This is a genomic window from Altererythrobacter ishigakiensis, assembly GCF_001663155.1.
In the GTDB taxonomy this organism is placed as follows: domain Bacteria; phylum Pseudomonadota; class Alphaproteobacteria; order Sphingomonadales; family Sphingomonadaceae; genus Erythrobacter; species Erythrobacter ishigakiensis.
In genome coordinates, this window is sequence record NZ_CP015963.1 from 915189 (window position 1) to 933720 (window position 18532).

The following is an 18532-nucleotide window of genomic DNA, read 5'->3' on the forward strand; positions in this document are numbered from 1 at the left end:
GGGGCTATTTCTGAGAAGCGGGCTCTCGCGAAACCAGAAGAATAGCGAAGATGAAGTAGGTCAGTGTTGGCCAGACAATCAGCGACTGGAACTGCTCCAAATCGCCGGTTGTAAGAGCCATCACACCCAGAACTATTGCGACCAACAACGACAGGCTCGCGCCGGAAAGTAGGAGCCGATTGCTACCCGGTGCTGCAAGCTTTGTTTTTGCGTGCTCGGCCAGCCAGGCTTGTTCGACGGCGCGCCTCTCGCTCTCCGCTTGCTCTGACGAGGCCAGTTGCTGTGCATCGACAGCCTTTGCTCCCATCGCGGAGGAAAGTGCAGGATAAGCAACCATCGCGGTCAGCCATGCCGGCACGAAGAGAAACAGCACGTGGACGCCCAGCTGATACCCGAGCAGGGCTGCTACACCCACGCTGATAATCCAGGTCAGCAAGGCGGGAACGTTGATTGCAGCTTCAGTTGCCGAACGCCAATAGCGGGTTAAACCAAGCTTCTTAAACAGGAAGTGCTCTGCAAAAATCAGTCCACCGATAGGAGCCATCACCAGAGCCATAATGCCTAGAAAATCGAGCAGTTTCGTGAAGACGAATGGGAAGCACGCGATCATGGTCGTGATCACGCCGACGATCAGCGTCACGCGCTCGCGCGACCACGAGGGGTGGAGCGACTGGAACGCAAGACCAGAGCGATAGATGGTTGGGTTGGACGTGGTCCAGCCAGCTACAATGACTGCCAGAATGCCGATAGGTCCCAGCGCCTGAAATGCCACTTCACCCGCATCGAGCGAAGTCAATGGTTGCTGAAGGATCATTGCCGCACCCGCGCCCATGATCCCGGCTGCAAGCCAGGCGGCGAAGTGCCCGATGAACATCCCGAGCGTTGAATACCAAGCATAAGATGAATTCCGAGCAAAGCGCAGGATCGACATGTCGCCCAGACCCCCGTGGAATGCCAGGTTGGCGCCCCACGCGATAGCGACAACATGCCAGAAACCCATTTCTGTGCCTTGGTCGATCCAGATGCTGGTCTCTGCCAAACTCAGGAAATCGCCGTAACTGCCCACGCTGTTGACGGACGGTGTCCCTGCGAGAATGACAGGCAGCAATGCGGCTCCTCCCACAAAGAACATAGCGATCATCCAAGGCGCAGCTACTTCGGAAAAGCGCGCCACAAAACTGAAACCGCGCATCGCTGCGAAAGACACAACGGCTCCAACACCCAGTGCAATGAAGATGAAGGTCGCGCTTGTCGGATACCATTCGACTTGTGGTGGAATTCCGAAAAGAATGCGAACAGCACTCGCGGATACGGTAATCATCGCACCCGCAAGGATGCAAAACAGGATACCGTTGATCACACTGTAGATCTTGATGAAGCCGGGGCCTGCGATCTTCTCGAGATATGCATAGAGCGTCAGACGCGTTTCGGTAGCAATCGGAGCGCAAATGAGTACCCAGCTGAGCACAGCAAGCAGATTGCCGAGCAAAAGCCCGGAAATGACATCGCCCGCTCCCACTCCCCAGGAAACGAACATGGCGCCGATGACGAATTCCGTGCCGGCAACATGCTCGCCAGCATAGGATGCGGCGAAGTAACGCCCCGGCTTTAACGCGGATGGCGCAACTGGTTCGCGCTCGAACTCTTCCATGTACTCTCCCCTCGGATTCTTTGGGCGGGAGATTAGCTGGCTTTCAGCCCGATGCAAGAAAATGATCGAAAATGATCAAAAAAGATTGATGAATGAGACTCGCCCGCTCTGCTCACATCATGCCGAAGAACCGCGGCAACGCTTCCGACAGTGCAGGAACTGCAGTTGTGACGGCCAGAGCGGCGATCATCGCCAGGTAAAGAGGGGTCATAGGTTTGATCATTGCGGCTACCTTCGTCTCGCCCACGGCTGCACCTACGAACAGGACAGTACCAACCGGCGGTGTGCACAATCCAATCGACAGGTTGAAGATCAAGATCATGCCAAAGTGAACTGGAGAGATGCCAAGTGCAACCGCAACTGGCAGAAAAATAGGCGTGAAGATCAAGATCGCTGGCGTGATGTCAAGGAATGCCCCGACGATAAGCAATACCACATTGATCAGCAGTAACAGTAGCAGCGGGTTGTCGGAAATGGTGAGTAACGCCTCTGCTATTGCACCGGGCATGCCCGAATAGGCTAGCATCCACGCCATTCCGGTTGAAGCTGCGATCAGGAACAGCACGATACCGGTGGTCTCGGCAGATTTGATGATCACGCCTGGCAGATCCTTCCACCTCATTTCGCGGTGTAGGTATATGCCGAGCAGCAGCGAATAGACGACCGCAAAGGCGCTGGCTTCAGTGGCGGTGAAAAAGCCTGATACGATCCCGCCGACAACAATAACGAGCATGGCGATGCTGGGGATCGCGGGGACGATCGTACGCAGGGATTCGCTAAGCGATAGCCGTTCAGAGACTGGGTAGCCGGCCCTTCGTGCGACCAGCATGGCGGCGATGATCAGCGCCAGACCAGCCAAAAGCCCGGGCCCGTATCCGGCCAGGAACAACGCCCCGATAGAGACACCACCTGCCGCCACGGCATAAACGATCATGACATTAGACGGCGGGATCAGCAGCCCCAGGATCGAAGCGGAAGTAGTTACAGAGGCGGCGAAAGGTGCGTCGTAGCCTTCTTTCTTCATCGCTGGGACCATGAAAGATCCGATCGCCGAAGTCGCCGCGACAGCCGATCCCGAAACCGATCCGAACAGCATGCTGGATATGATGCTGACAACTGCGAGCCCACCCGGCAATGCACCGATCAGCCCCTTCGCCGCATCAATTAGTCTTCGCGCGACACCCCCGGCACCCATGAGATAGCCGCTCAGGATGAAGAACGGGATCGCCAGCAGGGTAAAACTGTCGAGGCCGGCGACCATGCGTTGTGCCATTGTGGTCGTGGCAGGATCGATCGGCATGATCGCAAGCAGTGCGGCCAGTGTTGAAAGGCCGATAGCAAAACCGATCGGCACATTGAGCGCGACCAGTATGAAGAAAACCAAAACGAGGATCAGGCCGGTTGTCACTGGACCTCTCCTTCCAGATTTTCTGTCTCGGTCGCTGTGCCTTCTAGCATGAAGGAAAAGGAAAAATAGGCGATCACCAGCCCGCTGACCGGCATGATGCCGTAAATCGTCCACATTGGTAGGCCGAGAGCTGCGGATGTCTGTCCTAGTGTTGCGGTCACTTTCACCAGCAGTCCGCCGCCATAGACCATCACAATCAGCGCAAAGGCCGCGCATGCGAGCCAGATTGCCCGCGCTGCTGATATTCGTCCCGATGGAGACAGCCGCGCGGAAATTAAGTCCACACCCACATGCATTCGCCTCGCAAAGGCATAGGCCATCGACACCATACCCAGCCAGATCAGCAGGAAGCGCGCGATCTCTTCTGTCGCAGAACTGGGAGCTTCAAGAACATAGCGACCGATCACCTGCCAAACGACAGTGATAACGGTCGCGCTGAACAACAGCACCAGGATCCCGGCAAGTGCTTTTTCCAACATAATCCGCATCATGCACTCTCCGACATGGCTTCGATCCGTGCAGCGAGTTCGCCGATCCTTGTTCCGTCAAACCCGGCTTTGAAACCAGCGACAGCTTCTCGGAAGGGCGCTTTGTCTGGTCGATTAACAACGACTCCACTCGCTTCAATTTCCGCCAAAGCCTCATCAGATGCCTTGCGCCACAGCTGGCGCTGGTAAGCTTCCGAAGTGGCCATCGCTTGCTTGGCCCAACCCTGCTGTTCTTCGTTCAGGCTATCCCACACACTTTGGCTCATCACTACAACATCAGGGGCGCTGACGTGTTCATCAAGTGAGTAGTATTTGCATACCTCGTGATGCCGCGCGCTGAGTACACTGGGCGGGTTGTTCTCCGCACCATCGACGACGCCCTGTTGCAAAGCGGCATAAAGTTCGCCGAAGGCAATTGGGGTCGCCGCACCACCGAATGTTTCAACTGTCTTGACCAAAGCTTCGCTCGGCAGGACGCGGACAGTCTTGCCGCGAATGTCTGCAGGCGTGTTGACTGGACCATCGGTCATATAGAAGCTTCGCGCGCCGGCGTCGTAGTGCCCCATCCCCTTGAGCAAGACCTTGCTCAGACCCTCAAGGATTTCCTGCCCGACGTCACTTTGTACAACCCGCCTTTGATGTTCGCTGTCATCAAAAAGATAAGGAAGCGAATAAACGCCCATGTCCGGTGCAAAGTTTTCGAGAGAGAGCGAAGAGACCTTGGTCATGGAGATCGCGCCAAGCTGAACCAGCTCCACCAGTTCGCGCTCTGTTCCTAGCTGAGCATTGGGAAAAATTTCGACCGCGATAGAAGCCCCGGAAAGGCGGATCAGCTCGTCGCGAAACCGCCCCATCGCTAGGTGCACGGGATGCTGCTCGTCCAAAGTATGAGCCAATGTGATCCGATTGCTCGCGCCCAGTTGCGTGCAACCAGGTAGCATGGCCGCGAGGCCTGCCGCTGACAGCAGCTGCAAATGTCGACGCCTTGAATGAACGCGCAATCTCTCTCTCCCGATCGCTTTCAATTCTACTTGTTTGAGCAAGTTTGACTATCAGTGGTAACCGGTGTCATGACAAGTGCAAGTCAGATTTATCTGTTTGCAATTACCGATTGAAGCTGACAGCGCGTGTTCCACGTAGTTGACGGTTTGTTTTAACCTTGACGAGGTTGCCTGATAATGTCCCAGCAGGGAGACTCTTCCCAACACAAGAAAGCGCCTACGATCAATGACGTGGCGGCGCTGGCGGGCGTTTCGAAGAAAACCGTCAGTCGTTTCATAAATAGATCGCCCTTGATGAGTGCGGAGACTCGCGAGAAAGTCTCGGGCGCGATCGAGCAACTTGGCTATGTTCCCAATCCTCAAGCTCGGGCATTAGCATTGAGACGGAACTTCATGATCGCGCTGCTTCATGACAATCCTAATGCCCAAACTGTTCTCAACTTTCAGAAAGGTGTGCTTTCGGCAATCAAAGACACTGAACTCGCACTGGCCGTAAGACCAGTGGATCGCACTTCACCCGGATTGCTAGAGGACGTCGAATCGTTCCTTGCAAAGCAGCGCCCGATTGGGGTCCTGATCCTTCCGCCAGTCTCCGAAAGCGACGATATTGTCGAACTGTGCCGGCGGCTCAAAGTGAACTATGTTCGAGTAGGATCGACCGCGCTTGATACAGCCGAGCATTGCGTTGCGTCGAATGATCGAGAAATTGTAACGCAATTGATTTCAGCGCTCCTCGAGAGAGGGCACAAGAAAATCGGATTTGTGCGGGGGCCGGAGGGCTTCCGCTCGCCTATCGAGCGCGAAGCTGGATTTCGTGACGCGTTTGCAGACGCAGGTGTTGAGCCGGATCCAGCATTGATAGTCCAAGGCAACTACCGATTCGAATCCGGATTAGAGGCAGGGAAACTACTGCTTGATCGCCCCGAGCGGCCAAGCGCAATCTTTGCCAGCAATGACGAAATGGCTTCGGGTGTATTACATGCCGCCTATCGCCTCGGCTTAGAGGTGCCCAGTGATGTTGAGTTGATTGGCTTTGACGATTCTCCGACTGCTTCACATGTTTGGCCGCCATTGACGACAGTTCATTGGCCAGTCGAAGAAATGGGATACCTCGCTGGAGTGAAACTCGCAGCCGATTTTCTCAGAGAAAGTCCCAATAAGGCAGACCTTCGACAGATCGTGGTTCCGTCGCATATCATCGAACGGGCGTCCGCCAAGCTGCCAAAGGTTTGATGGATGATGGCTTGATGAGCGCACCAAAATCCTGTCGAAAAATGTTCTGCGCAATTCTAACGGCAGTATCGTTTGCGGCGTGCGCCCCTGTTACTCCCGATCGGCCTTTTTCGAAATCACCCTTGTATTTTGATACGATTATCTCCGATCTCGAGATGTGGCACATCGAAGCCGAGTCCGGAGCACGAGTCTCATCACAAGACGGGAAAATGACAGTCATCGCGCCTGGCGGGGCAACGATTTGGTTCAAGCCGAGACTTCATGCCCCAGTCGAGATCACATACAAGGTTACGGCCGTGGATAAGGGAGGGCTGCATGACAGGGTAAGCGATCTCAATCAGTTCTGGATGGCGAGTGATCCTGACAATGAAGACATTTTTGGCATCGATCGGACAGGAAGGTTCGGTGAATACGATGCGCTCATGCTCTACTACGTTGGCGTAGGCGGGCATAACAACACAAGGACCCGTTTTCGGAGATATGTTGGGGAGATAGGCAACAGGCCGCTCCTACCAGAGCATGATCTGACCGATCCGCGCTTTCTGATAGAAGGCAACCGGCGGTACGAAATTCGGATCGTGTCAGAAGGATACCGTCAGCGATTTTTCCGGGATGGAGAATTGATTTTCGACATCACCGACTATGAACCATATCTATCCGGCCATTTTGCTCTGCGGACTGTTCGGAATCGACTGATCGTGGAAGATTTCGTTGTACGCGAATTGAGATAGCCTCGGTGGCATTCAAATTTGCATCAATACAATTTGCCTCCAAGTATGTCGGGTTTTGCGTCGTTTGGAATATGTTGCGCGAGCCGAATCCTAGTGGCTTCATGTTCTAGTCTTGTAGCAATATTGTGCCATTCCAGCGGATCGTTGTCGTGGTCGTAGAGTTCCTCCGAACCGTCGGCGTAACGGATGTAGCGATAACGTTGGTCAACGACGGCGTAGTTGCCCTCGCCATATACAGATACTTGCGGCTGGACCGGTAATGTGCCGTCGCCTGTAAGGTAGGGGCTCAGGTCGCGTCCGGCGTTTTCCGGATTGGCCGGGAGGTCTAGTTGGCTCGCTACTGTCGGGTATATATCGATCAGTCCGACCGGATCAGTGACGATCTGATGTTGGACTCCGGGGCCAACAAAGATCAATGGGACCCGTGTCGAACGGCCCCAAAGAGACATCTTTGCAAACCGCTGTTTCTCGCCCAAATGATATCCATTGTCGGAGACTAGGCAGACCAAACTGTTATCGGCGTATCCATGCTTGCGCAGACCCTTCATCGCGATGCCTATGCAATAATCTGCAAAGGCGATTGAGGCGAGGTAGGCCTGCATGATTGGCCGCCATTCAGCGTTCTGTTCAGCCCATTCCAAAGTTGGCATTTGCGGCACTGCAGCCAAATCTCGTCCCGCTTGCGGTACATCGTCGAGATCATTCTCGCGGACCACGGGCATTTCGATTTCGTCCAGTGGAAACTTGTCGAGCCAGCGCTGCGGAACATACCAAGGCACGTGCGGGCGAACGAAGCCGAGCGCTAACATAAACGGTTTGTCGCCGCGCTCCTGCATGTGACGCGATAGGAAATCGACACCAAACGTGGCCGTCTGAAAGTCGAACATGTCTTCATCACTATCAGGGTAGGCACCCCAATCGGTATGGGTACGTCCGTCAAACCATTTCATTCGTTCGGCTGGCCCCGGACCATACATACCGCGATTTTCACCCCTACGCCCAGCATACTCGTCGAACATACTGTCGAGGCCGCCCTGGTGAGACACTTTGCCCGATCCGGCAACGTAGTAACCTTGGCTTCGCAGATATTGTGGCAGCAGTTGCGTCGGAGACACGGCGGCAATGGCGGCTTCCAGACGATCATCAGGGATCTGCCCGTAAATGCCGGTTTGCGCGGGATACAGTCCTGAGAACAGGCTGGCGCGGGACGGGCCACAGATCGGCGCTTGTGCATGTGCATTGGCAAAGACTGTCCCAGATCTGGCCATCAAGTCGATGTTGGGTGTCTTGACCTGCGGATGGTCACCAAGCGCGGTGACCCAGTCATTAAGATCATCGACCAAAAAGAAGAGAAAATTCTTCGCTGTGCTTTCCTGCGCTGATTGACCGTTTGGAAAACAACCAGACAGCAAAGCGGTGCTCGCCAAGGCGCCAATTGAAAATCCTCTCCGCGAAACCTGAGTCACACATGCCTCCCGTTCAGCCGCGCATTGCACCATGCTTGTCTATGCGCGAAATTGATTGTAAATGAACGAGTCTGGAATGCAATGGCGCAGGGCCAAGGTCGAAAGAAAGCCAAGTCATTGAACTATCTTAATGCTGCTCGGGAGAAGAACGAACATGAAGAATTCGGTATTGTCAGGCCTCGCTGCGAGCTGTGTTTTGCTAGGTGTTGGAACTGCGACAGCCGCTGATGATCATACGGAGATTCACGGCGATCGGGCTTTACCACCGCCGGTGGGTTGCGACACAGTTGTTCCGGGTTGGCGCGCACCTGCACTCAACAACCCAGCTGAAGCCAGTGTGATCGAGATCGGCTGTGCAGTTGCCCAGTGGCAGCTTCGAGCCAATAATGATCTGCGTTATATCGAGTTTCAGTATCCTCAGACATCCTATTCTCGTGGTTGGGTGAAAGCAGCATTCTACATTGGCCTCGATCACTTCGCTGCCAAGACAAACGATCCAGCATTGCTCTCTCGACTGCGTCAGCTTTCGAATGATTTCGGGACTGAGCTGGGCGACCGACCCTGGCACGGCGATGATCAGGCAATTGCGGCCATCTATGCTGCTGTAGCATTGCGCGATGGCACTCCCGAGCTGATGAAAAAATCCGCGGAGCAGTTCGATCATATAATCGATCAGAATTACACCGTCAGCCTTGAGTTCACGCCTCCAACTCAAGAAGGAAAAGAGGGCGATTGCCAAAAACGGTGGTGCTGGGCGGATGCGATCTTCATGGCACCACCTTCCTGGGCGCTTGCCACCCGTGTAACTGGCGATCCCAAGTACGCAGACTACGCTGCGTCTGAAACCCGTGCTGTGATCGAATATCTGCAAGACCCCAAAACCGGTCTGCTGTTCCGTGACAGCCGCTACTTTGATGCGAAGACACCCAATGGCAAACCCGTCTTTTGGAGCCGCGGAAACGGTTGGGTGTTTGCAGGGCTAGCCCGGTTCATCGATGCTTTGCCTGACGACCACCCAGAATTGCCACTTATGCGAGAAACATTTCTCACGCTCGCCGATCAACTGGTCTCGATCCAGCGCGAAGACGGTTATTGGCCGACTTCGCTGATGGACCCGGAGTACCTAACTAACCCCGAAACCAGCGGTACAGCCTTTTTCGGCTTCGGGCTCGCGTGGGGCCTAAACAACGGTCTGCTGCAAGGTGAGAAATACGAAAATGCCAGGGACAAGGCATGGGACGCCATCCGAGCGGCTGTAACGGAAGACGGTAAGGTCGGCTGGGTTCAGCAAATCGGTAAAGACCCGCAGGCAACTACGCGCGAATCCAGCCAGCTTTATGCGGCTGGCGGCGCTTTGCTGTTCGCCGCTGAAATGATTGATAGCGAGTAAGCCAGGAACATATGTCGATGAAGCACTCTATACTCCAATCTGCCCTTGCTGTTTCGTTGGGCTTGGCAATCGCTGGCTGTAGTCCTGCCTATCTAGAGACGGCATCCAGCGAATCTGCTGCTGAATACACGGATCACTTTGCGGACAATGGTTTAGGGAATGCCGTTGCCGTTATCCAACACCCGGCGGGCGAGCACCTCGATGGCATCACCTATGTCAGCTATCAGGGACCTCTGGAGGACCCCTATGTTGCGACCTACAACCATGAGACCGGCGAGTGGTTCGGTCCGTTCAAGGCCGGTACGAGCGCTATGGGAAAAGACCCAAGCCGCAAAATTGATAACCATGGCAAACCCACGCTGATCATTGATGACGCTGGATACATCCATATCTTTTTCGGCGGACATGGCGGACTGCGTGAGGTGCACGGGGAAAACCCGCTAGGCAACCATCACTACGGCGAAAACAAGCACGTCGTGTCTAAGCGGCCATATGACATCACCGAGTGGGAAGAACTCGACACGATCCCGCCCTTTGGCACTTACAATCAGGTGGTCAAAATGGACAATGGCGACATCTATCTTTTCTATCGTCACGGGGCGCATCGAAGCGACTGGGTTTATCACAAGTCGACCGACAATGGTCGCACCTTCGGGGAGCCTGTGTCCTTCCTAAAGCACAAGCGCCGGGATGATTTGCCTGCAGTCGACAGTTGGTATCCCTATGTCACCAAGGGAATTGGCGACGAGATTATTGTCAATTTTGACTACCATCTTTGCTGGGACAACGACGGTGCGCCTGATGCACGGGGCCACACAGCCAATCGCCAGGACATATATTACATGGTCTTCGACACTGGCGAAAATCGGTGGCGCAACATTCAGGGTGAAGCCTTGCCAATGCCGCTGACACGTGAGGTGGCAGAAGAGAAGACCCTAGTTGCCCGGTCGGGTGCGCTCTGGTCCTTCAATGGCCCAGTTGCATTGGACAACAAGGGGTATCCGCATATTGGCATTACTATGGGCGAGGACTTGGGTGTAACCAAAACTGGTGGCCCTAAAGAAATGCGCCATTATCGCTGGACAGGTAGCGAGTGGGTTGGCGGCAACCCAGGTATTCTACCCATCTCTAACGGTGCAATTGATCCGGTAGAACCGGAACATGTTCGTTTCGTTCTCGCATCTCAAAACCAAACTGGTGAAGGCAATGTCAGTTGGTGGGAAAGCAAAGACGGTGGCGAGAGCTTCGTGAAGACACGCGAATTGCTGCGCAGGCCCAACGCGAACTTTGCGATCAGTAGCTTCATCCGTAATGCCCATCCTGACGCCAAACTTATCGTGGCAGAGCGGCTGCGTGGTACTGACAGGCGCAATATGTATCTGCTCGGTGAGAACGGCCCGGTGGTAAGGGCCGCGAGCTCCCGTTAGAAGGTGCCGAATGGTTCAACTTCGGCTTCAATTGGTATGGTGCTAATGCACAAGTTAGTGGCCGTTGCAGCGATTTGTGGGCTCGCCGCGTGCAACGCGCCACCAAGCAAAGATGCGAGTGCGCCAACGCCGACCAAGGCGAGCGATTTTGCGGCAGTTGTAACCTGCAATCAGCCCTCCCGTACACCGGTGCGGATTGATGGCGGTACATTCGTGATGGGCAGTAATGCCCTATACGCGGAGGAAGGCCCGGAACGGCAGACAATCGTGAGTGGATTCTGGATCGATCCGCACGAAGTTACCAATCACCAATTCGCCGAATTCGTTGATGCAACGGCCTATGTGACTGTCGCGGAAAAACCGGTCGATCCTGCGCAGTTTGGCGTTCCGGTGGAGCAGATCCCAGCCTTCATGCTGGAGCCTGGCTCTGCCGTTTTTACTCCACCTGAACGACCATCAAGCCGCTACAGCGACTGGTGGGAGTATCTGCCAGGGGCAAACTGGCGAAGACCCTATGGGCCAGACGGACCCGAAGCACAGCCTGACCAGCCTGTGGTGCACCTCGCTTGGGACGATATGCTTGCCTATGCGGCTTGGAAAGGCGGCCGGATTCCAACTGAGGCTGAGTGGGAATTTGCCGCTAGTGCAGGCGCGGAGAAATACACCGAGCAACCCGATCCCCGCTTCGCGAACAGTTGGCAAGGCGTATTTCCGGTAGTCAATGAAGGTAGCGACGGTTTCAAAGGCATCGCACCGGTCGGGTGCTTCGAACCAAACGCCTATGGGCTTTACGACATGGTCGGCAACGTCTGGGAAGTCACTGCAGACTATTTTCGCCCCGGCCACGATCCAGCAGAGCAGGACAATCCGCGCGGCCCCAGCGAAAATGCGGCCTATGACCCGCTCAATCCCGGCTTGGCCAGCCGCGTGATGAAAGGCGGCAGTTATCTTTGCGCGCCTAACTATTGCCAGCGTTACCGCCCAGAAAGCCGGCAAGGTCGCGATCCAGGACTGGGCGCATCAAATGTCGGTTTCAGACTGGCTTACGATCAGCCTCCTGAAGTCTGACACTTAGAATTCATCTGAGCTGCAAGTCAGGGTAGAGGGTCCGCTTGGTCAATTCAGGATCGAGATTGAAATGGGTCGCGCATGAGGTGGCAATCACTGTCTCAAGAGCACTGGTCGGCTTCAAATCTCGTCCTTGATAAAGGTCATTTTGCCTAAGACCTGGCCAATCACCGAGCACAGTTCCACCATTCAGCGTTCCACCATAAAGCAAAGTGGTGGAAGCTGTGCCGTGATCGGTGCCGTTGGTTCCGTTCACGGCTGCAGTGCGGCCGAATTCTGTCGCGACAACAACGAGTGTATCGTTCCAAACAGTGCCCAGGCCTCGCCTCAACGAACTGATAAGCGTATCGAGATTTCCCAGCTCGCGTCCTAAACGCTGACGTTGGCCATTGTGCGTGTCCCAGCCAGTGGTCTCGATCATCGCAACTTGAGCACCATCCTTGGCCGTCAGGAGACGGGCAGCCAATGCGCCTACCTCCGCTGATTGACGCATATTGCCGGCACCGCCCATGCTTTCAGCCACGGTCCGGGTCGCGACGCTCTCTTCCCAAAGCATGTGAAGCCGTTCGTCGCCCATGTAGAGATGGCCAATCCGCCGCATATAATCATCTGCAGCATCGGGCAGGCGCGATGGAGCGTAGGAGCCGGATTTGTTCTGGCCTTGCAAAGCCAGCGGAATGTTCTGGGAAATGGCAAGTCCGGAATTCTCGCCTTCGGGCAGCAATCCGAGCAACCGGTTCAGCCAACCATCCTTGCGCTCATATGGCCTCAATCCGCCACTCTCTATGATATTCTGTCCGTCAAAATGTGATCGATCACGGTAGCCCGATGCGACCGCGTGAACTGCCATCATCTCTCCGTCGGCATACATTTTCGCAGAATTGATGAGTGCAGGATGGAGGGCAAACAGACCACCTATCTGAGGCGCTTCCGCATAATCTTCAGCCAACATTCCTCGCAATGTGGAATAAGAAGGATCGCCCACGGGTGCGAGAATGCCCAATCCGTCCGCAGCCCCGCGTTGAAGGATAAATACGAGCCGTTTCGCAGTGCCGCTCTGCGCAGCAAACGAAATTCTGGGAAGCCCTGCGACGGCGAGTGCAGCAGCGCTGCCGCCTAGAAGTTTTCGCCTGTTAATGATCATCGCCACATCGCCTCCGGGCTCGCCAGCAGCAGCGCCATTGCCTGTGCTGGACTTTCTGCTCGCGCGACCGCAAGCGCGCTATGGTCACTCCATACGCCGGGGTAGAGCAACGGTCCTATTGCTCGTGCATCCTTGCCAGACCCTCGCCTGCCGAATGCCTGAGCGGCTTCGACACGCCGGTGCAACGCTTCGGGGGCGGCCCATCGAGTTACTGTGTCGTCAAAGCCGGCCGGCGACCCTGGCTTCCAAAGATCCTGACCAAGATTGACCATGATTCTGCGGACCGCCATTGGGTCAAACTCCGCTGGCTCAACCGCGCGCAGCGAAGCGATACTCCAATCCCAAGGACTGAGAAATTTTCGCCGCTCGGGACCCCACACTTCTGGAGAGTCGAGCAATGCCAACGTAACTGCCTTCAGATCTCCATCCGTTGCCATGAATCGTGCCTTCAACCGATCGATGAGCGAGCTTGGAGGATCGTCAGACGTGAAATGCCGAGCCAGTTTTGTGGCGACATGCTTGGCTGTCGCAGGGTGTGCTGCCAGATCATCAAGAATTTGCACTACTTCGCGTGCGCCATTTTCCCGATAAATTTTGCCGAGGACGGTCTTGGGTCCAGGTTCGTGCAAATTCTGTACGAAAGTATATGGCTCGTTCGTGCCCCGTCCACGACGACGTACGGCGGGAATGGTGTGCCCAGTCAATGCCTTTGCAAAACTTGTAACATCTGCCTGCGAGTAACCTGATCGGACTCCCAGAGTGTGGAGTTCGAGAATTTCACGGGCAAGATTCTCGTTGAGGCCGGCTCTCCGTCTGCCGGATTGCGCCGCTCTTCGAGCACGTTGACTGTTGGGACCAATCGATTGGGCTTGATCCAGATACAGCAACATGGCTGGATGGAGTTCGGCGGACTTAAGCATGTCCGAGAAGCGCCCGAAAACGTGGGGCCGAATAGCTTCAGCCTCGAAACTACCTGCCAGCGGACCAGTCCCCGGCTTCTCCGTTGAGACGGCAAAGTGATTGGCCCAGAATTGGACCATCCGTTCTGCGAAGGGCGCAAGGGTTCGGGCGGAGAGTTCAATGCGTGCTGAAATCGCCTCACGCAGGTGTCCCCGCAAAGCGCGTCTGGCAGTACGCTTGGCTTCCTCATCGGCATTGCGAAGACGGCGAAAGGCGCCGAACTCGCGAACCAATGGAGTGGAAGAAGGAAGACTATCTAGTTCTCGAGGATAGGGGTCATATTGCTCCACTTGTGACTTGAGCCAAGCCTTTGGGCTCCCATCCAGGGCAGCTGATGGGAAACGGCCATACCCGAACCGGGTAAGAGCTACACTCCACATGTGATCTGACATTCTGTCTCTCCTGCACGACGAGAGAAGAACACGGGTGAGTTAAAAGAACAAGTATCGAATTGTATCAAGACGCACAGTTATAAATTATTCTTGAAATCAATAATTTAATCGACCTTTGAGTGAAGCGGCTGGCGGAGATCTTGCAAGCCAAATCGGAGCTTGCATCAAAAGATGACACCGGTTACCTAGTTTTGAGATTTCGAGTTACCGTTTAAGCTTGAACGCGAGCTTTTCCGCCAGATGAGAGCCAGATGAGAGAACGCAGAATATGAAGATTGCATTGATCGTTGAGAACAGCCAGGCCGCGAAGAGCGAATTGATCCATGATGCTCTGACTTCAGTTGTTGAACCAATGGGCCATCAGGTTTTTCACTACGGAATGTATACGCCTGAAGATAGGGCCCATCTGACCTATCCCATGAACGGGCTTTTATCAGGAGCTTTGCTTAACTCCGGAGCTGCGGATTTTGTCGTCACAGGCTGCGGTACGGGAATGGGCTCTATGCTTGCGCTCAATGCGATGCCAGGGGTTTTCTGCGGGCTTGTCATCGATCCGACCGACGCATTCTTGTTCAGCCAGATCAATGCAGGCAATGCGATTGCCATGCCCTATGCGAAAGGATTCGGCTGGGCGGCCGAACTCAATTTGCAAGACTGTTATCGCAAGCTTTTCGAGAACGAACCTGGCTTGGGATACCCAAAAGAGCGCGCCGAGGTCATGGCGAAGAATCGTGGCATCCTTGCTGACCTCAAAAAAGTCTCCTGCCATGACATGCTTACGATCCTCAAGAACGCCGATCAGGAGTTGTTGAAGACAGCGATTTCCGGAGAGCGGTTTGAAGAGTACTTCTACCCCAACTCGCAGGATCAAGAGATTAGCGCCTATTTGCGAGGTCTCTGACGCTGGCTATTCTGTGACAGGTGGCGAGGCTAAAGCACTCAGGAAGACGCAAATTCCAAGTTCAAGCGATGGCGAAGAGTTTTATCGAGTGGAACAATGACGACGTTTATCTTTGGCGAGGCGATGCTGGAGTATCACAGCCATGGCGGCGAGGGCCTCCGTTACGGCGGGGATACGCTCAACACGGCCATCCATCTTGCGAGAGCCGGCCACGAAGTTGCGTTTGTAACAGCGCTTGGAACTGATCCTATCAGCGATGCGATGATTGCCGCTTGGTCAGCGGAAGGAATTGATACCCGATACGTTCTTCGACATCCGACCCGTAATCCCGGGATTTACGCGATCCACCTAGATCAACATGGTGAGCGGAGCTTTCTTTACTGGCGAGATCGCAGCGCAGCTCGCGAAATGTTCGACTTGCCGGGCATTCTTGAAGCGCTCGAAGAAGCTGCCGAGGCGAGGCTAGTCTATTTCAGCCTCATCTCTCTAGCGATTGCAGAAGGCGAAGGCCGCGAGAAATTGCTGAAGCTCGCCTCTTCAAGGAAGAGCCGCGAAGCCGCTGTCGCATATGACAGCAATTTCCGGCCTGCCCTTTGGCCAAGTTTGACCATTGCGGAAGCAACATCACAAAAAGCGATGGGCGTTTGCACAATCGGTTTGCCGACAAACACTGACGAGCAAGATCTATGGAGCTCCAAGGCTGAGGAGCATGAGATCGCCCGTCGTTGGCTTGCTGCAGGATGCAATACCGTCGCGGTCAAGGCGGCAGAGAAAGGCTGCGTTGTCGCGACAAGTAAGAGCCCAGAGCCAAGGTTGCTTCCAGCAGAACCAACCCAAGTGGTAGATTCTAGCGGGGCTGGAGACGCGTTTAACGGTGGTTTCCTAGATGCCTGGCTGAACGAGCAATCTATCGATGATTGTGTTGAAGCAGGGCAAGCTCTGGCGCGAAAAACGTTGGGTCACCAAGGAGCCATCGCATTTTAGGGGGCATAAGGAGATGAGTTCGCGCCTGACTGCTTCCACCGCCACTTAGTCTTGGCCATTCCTGACATGTGAGAAGTTGCTACGCAAAACCCCGCAGTTCTGCGGGGTTTGGGCCGTGACCCGGTACCGCGGAGAACGGAATTTAGAGAGCATCCTGCCCTCACAGGCCGGCTTTCTCCGCAGGGCTGTTTGGTGGTACCAAATTGCGTACTCGGAGCGAAAAGCGCCTGACTGCTTCCACCGCCATCTATTGCCCGCCATCCCTTATGGTGTGAGAAATGGTACCTGATCATAGTATATTGGGGGCTGAAGATTGACTGGAGTCAACGACATGTCATCCTTTTGCTGCTCGACTGAGTAGTCTTCATTGTACCGCAGGGGGAGAGAGATGGATGAGTTGACCGGACCGCATCGCCCAACGAATGTCTTGGGGCTGCAGCTTGACAAGGAAAGCAGTAGCGCCGCTCCGGTCTGGTTCGACGAATTCAGTTCCGGACTGGACCGGCGAACGCATTTCGCGGTTACGGGCAATCTCAGAGACTTGTTCCCTTTTGCTGCTCAAGACCGGATGGACTTTGTTCGCTTCGATGATGTGCTCTGGCGCATTTCCCAAGAGAAGGGCTTCGACGGGCTAATCCAGTATGACTCTGATGCAGGGCTGAGTTTGCATCCGCAATGCGACGAAAATCTGGCGAATGCGATTGCCGAAGCAGGCATTCCGCTGGGGAGTAGGATCGACACTCCCGAAGAGTTCGTGCGGATACACAAGGTGGTCACAACTATCCCCACGATGAGGCTGCTATTCCTCGTCGACTACGCCTCGCATCTCTACGAGGCACGCCCCTTCGGGCTTTCTGAAGTTCTCATCGAAGCGCATCATTCGGCACAGCAAGCCTTGGATCGTACAGACACGAATGTCGGCCCGACCGTCTGGCTGATCGACAGGCCTGGCGATTTACCTGCTTGGTTCACCAGCGGCAATGACACGCTGCGCGAAGTCTTCGTCGAACTTCCGAACCTGGAGGACAGGCACGTCTTTGCCAAAACACTCTTGCCGCTGTTTTGCGACCATGGCGATTTGGATGATGACGGAATTTCATCCTTCCTGGAGCAATTTGCGCTCCAAGCCGACAGCATGACTCTCGTGGGTATGCGCAAGGTCGCCGAATTGGCTGAGGCCGAGAGTATACCAACAAATGACATTGCTGATGCGATCCGCATGGATCGGCTCGGAACGCGTCGGAACCCGTGGAAATCGGAGATTATGCGTGCCCGTGTGACAAGAGCAGAGGAGATCCTGTCGAAGCGTGTGAAGGGACAGAAACGTGCGATAGAGAAGTCGCTGGATATCCTCGTTCGCTCGATCGTCGGCTTGTCGGGCTCACAAACCAGTTCTCGCCATAGTCGCCCGCGTGGTGTCTTGTTTCTCGCTGGACCAACCGGGGTAGGCAAGACCGAGCTTGCAAAGGCAATTACCGAGCTACTTTTCGGTGAAGATACGGCTTGCCATCGCTTCGATATGTCGGAGTTTATGGAAGAGAATTCGATTAACCGGATGATCGGCGCACCGCCAGGATATCCCGGGCATGAACACGGCGGCCAGCTGGTCAATGCGATGCACAAGAAGCCTTTCAGCGTCGTGCTCTTCGATGAAGTAGAAAAGGCGCACCCGCGTATTCTAGACATGTTCCTTCAGATACTTGACGAAGGCCGCCTCACGGATTCGCGCGGATCGACCGCTTACTTCTCCGAAGCGCTGATCATCTTCACCTCGAACATTGGTATGATTAGCAAAGACCACACCCAGAACTTGGGCATGAACATTCTTCCTGGTGACACTTATGCCGAGCTTGAGGGAAAGCTGATTGAGGCGGTCCGCAACCATTTCCGGCTCGAACTGCACCGGCCGGAACTTTATAATCGCCTTGGACAAAATATCGTTGCCTTCGAGTTCATTAGCGGATCGGTCGCCTATGAAATCTTCCTTGCCATAATTGAGCGTGTGAAAGATGCGGTTCGGGCAGAGCATGCGGTCGAGGTAATAATCGAGGAAGGGGCGCTGGGTGAGATACGCGATCTTTGCCTAACCGACTGGTTCGAAGGCGGGCGAGGCATTGCCAATCGCATCGAGACCCATTTCATTAACCCACTTTCGCGCGAGATCTTCCGTCTTCAGCCCAAGCGCGAGCTCACAGTACTTTCGGCACAGGAAACCAATGGCCGTACGGTACTTAACTGTCGGGAAAGATGAACGATGCCGTGGCACCGAGGACCAAAATAGTACGAGA

15 protein-coding genes are annotated in these 18532 nt (G+C 54.9%); 8 read left to right on the forward strand and 7 right to left on the reverse strand.

Annotated elements, in window-relative coordinates; translation table 11 throughout:
* Nucleotides 1-4 precede the first annotated feature (4 nt).
* The 4 genes from A6F69_RS04390 to A6F69_RS04405 form a co-directional block, all read right to left on the reverse strand.
* A complete protein-coding gene (locus A6F69_RS04390) occupies nt 5-1651 on the reverse strand; it encodes a purine-cytosine permease family protein (protein WP_067597869.1) in 1647 nt (548 codons plus the stop codon).
* A 112-nt stretch (nt 1652-1763) separates the two neighbouring features.
* Nucleotides 1764-3059: a TRAP transporter large permease gene (locus A6F69_RS04395; RefSeq protein WP_067597872.1), complete on the reverse strand. Its 1296-nt coding sequence runs from the start codon at nt 3057-3059 to the stop codon at nt 1764-1766.
* A complete protein-coding gene (locus A6F69_RS04400; protein WP_067597875.1) occupies nt 3056-3550 on the reverse strand; it encodes a TRAP transporter small permease in 495 nt (164 codons plus the stop codon). The genes A6F69_RS04395 and A6F69_RS04400 overlap by 4 nt, the downstream gene beginning before the upstream one ends.
* Entirely contained in the window at nt 3547-4521 is a 975-nt protein-coding gene (locus A6F69_RS04405) for a TRAP transporter substrate-binding protein (RefSeq protein WP_211352819.1), read from the reverse strand. Before A6F69_RS04405 ends, A6F69_RS04400 begins: the two co-directional genes overlap by 4 nt.
* A 204-nt stretch (nt 4522-4725) precedes the next feature.
* Between A6F69_RS04405 and A6F69_RS04410 the strand changes: the two genes are divergently transcribed.
* Complete coding sequence (locus tag A6F69_RS04410; RefSeq protein WP_067597880.1) at nt 4726-5781, forward strand: LacI family DNA-binding transcriptional regulator; 1056 nt, start codon at nt 4726-4728, stop codon at nt 5779-5781.
* Nucleotides 5782-5990: 209 nt separating this feature from the next.
* Nucleotides 5991-6512, forward strand: a complete 522-nt coding sequence (locus A6F69_RS04415; RefSeq protein ID WP_144573727.1) for a DUF6250 domain-containing protein — start codon at nt 5991-5993, stop codon at nt 6510-6512.
* 23 nt (nt 6513-6535) lie between these two features.
* Here A6F69_RS04415 and A6F69_RS04420 read toward each other — a convergent pair whose 3' ends face one another.
* A complete protein-coding gene (locus A6F69_RS04420; protein WP_169816548.1) occupies nt 6536-7939 on the reverse strand; it encodes a sulfatase in 1404 nt (467 codons plus the stop codon).
* A 193-nt stretch (nt 7940-8132) separates the two neighbouring features.
* On the opposite strand from A6F69_RS04420, the gene A6F69_RS04425 reads away from it, so the two are divergent.
* Genes A6F69_RS04425 through A6F69_RS04435 form a run of 3 tightly spaced genes read left to right on the forward strand, consistent with a single transcriptional unit; the run spans nt 8133 to nt 11863 of the window.
* Nucleotides 8133-9368, forward strand: a complete 1236-nt coding sequence (locus A6F69_RS04425) for a glycoside hydrolase family 88/105 protein (protein ID WP_067597886.1) — start codon at nt 8133-8135, stop codon at nt 9366-9368.
* Between the two features lie 17 nt (nt 9369-9385).
* Nucleotides 9386-10795, forward strand: coding sequence for a BNR-4 repeat-containing protein (locus A6F69_RS04430; protein ID WP_083984833.1), 1410 nt, complete (start codon nt 9386-9388; stop codon nt 10793-10795).
* Nucleotides 10796-10840: 45 nt separating this feature from the next.
* Nucleotides 10841-11863, forward strand: coding sequence for a formylglycine-generating enzyme family protein (locus A6F69_RS04435; RefSeq protein ID WP_169816549.1), 1023 nt, complete (start codon nt 10841-10843; stop codon nt 11861-11863).
* 10 nt (nt 11864-11873) lie between these two features.
* Here A6F69_RS04435 and A6F69_RS04440 read toward each other — a convergent pair whose 3' ends face one another.
* Together A6F69_RS04440 and A6F69_RS04445 are read right to left on the reverse strand one after the other, a co-directional pair.
* The gene (locus A6F69_RS04440) at nt 11874-13007 is read right to left on the reverse strand and encodes a DUF1501 domain-containing protein (RefSeq protein WP_067597891.1); all 1134 of its coding nucleotides are present in this window, start codon (nt 13005-13007) and stop codon (nt 11874-11876) included.
* Nucleotides 13004-14359: a DUF1800 domain-containing protein gene (locus tag A6F69_RS04445; protein WP_067597894.1), complete on the reverse strand. Its 1356-nt coding sequence runs from the start codon at nt 14357-14359 to the stop codon at nt 13004-13006. Before A6F69_RS04445 ends, A6F69_RS04440 begins: the two co-directional genes overlap by 4 nt.
* 268 nt (nt 14360-14627) lie before the next feature.
* Here A6F69_RS04445 and A6F69_RS04450 point away from each other — a divergent pair, with 268 nt between their 5' ends.
* From A6F69_RS04450 to A6F69_RS04460, 3 genes are all read left to right on the forward strand, one after another.
* Entirely contained in the window at nt 14628-15260 is a 633-nt protein-coding gene (locus A6F69_RS04450; RefSeq protein WP_067597904.1) for an RpiB/LacA/LacB family sugar-phosphate isomerase, read from the forward strand.
* 96 nt (nt 15261-15356) lie between these two features.
* Nucleotides 15357-16244 carry a sugar kinase gene (locus A6F69_RS04455; protein ID WP_067597907.1) on the forward strand — a complete coding sequence of 296 codons (888 nt, stop codon included), beginning with the start codon at nt 15357-15359 and terminating at the stop codon, nt 16242-16244.
* 388 nt (nt 16245-16632) lie between these two features.
* Nucleotides 16633-18495, forward strand: a complete 1863-nt coding sequence (locus A6F69_RS04460) for an AAA family ATPase (RefSeq protein ID WP_067597910.1) — start codon at nt 16633-16635, stop codon at nt 18493-18495.
* The last annotated feature ends 37 nt before the right edge of the window (nt 18496-18532 follow it).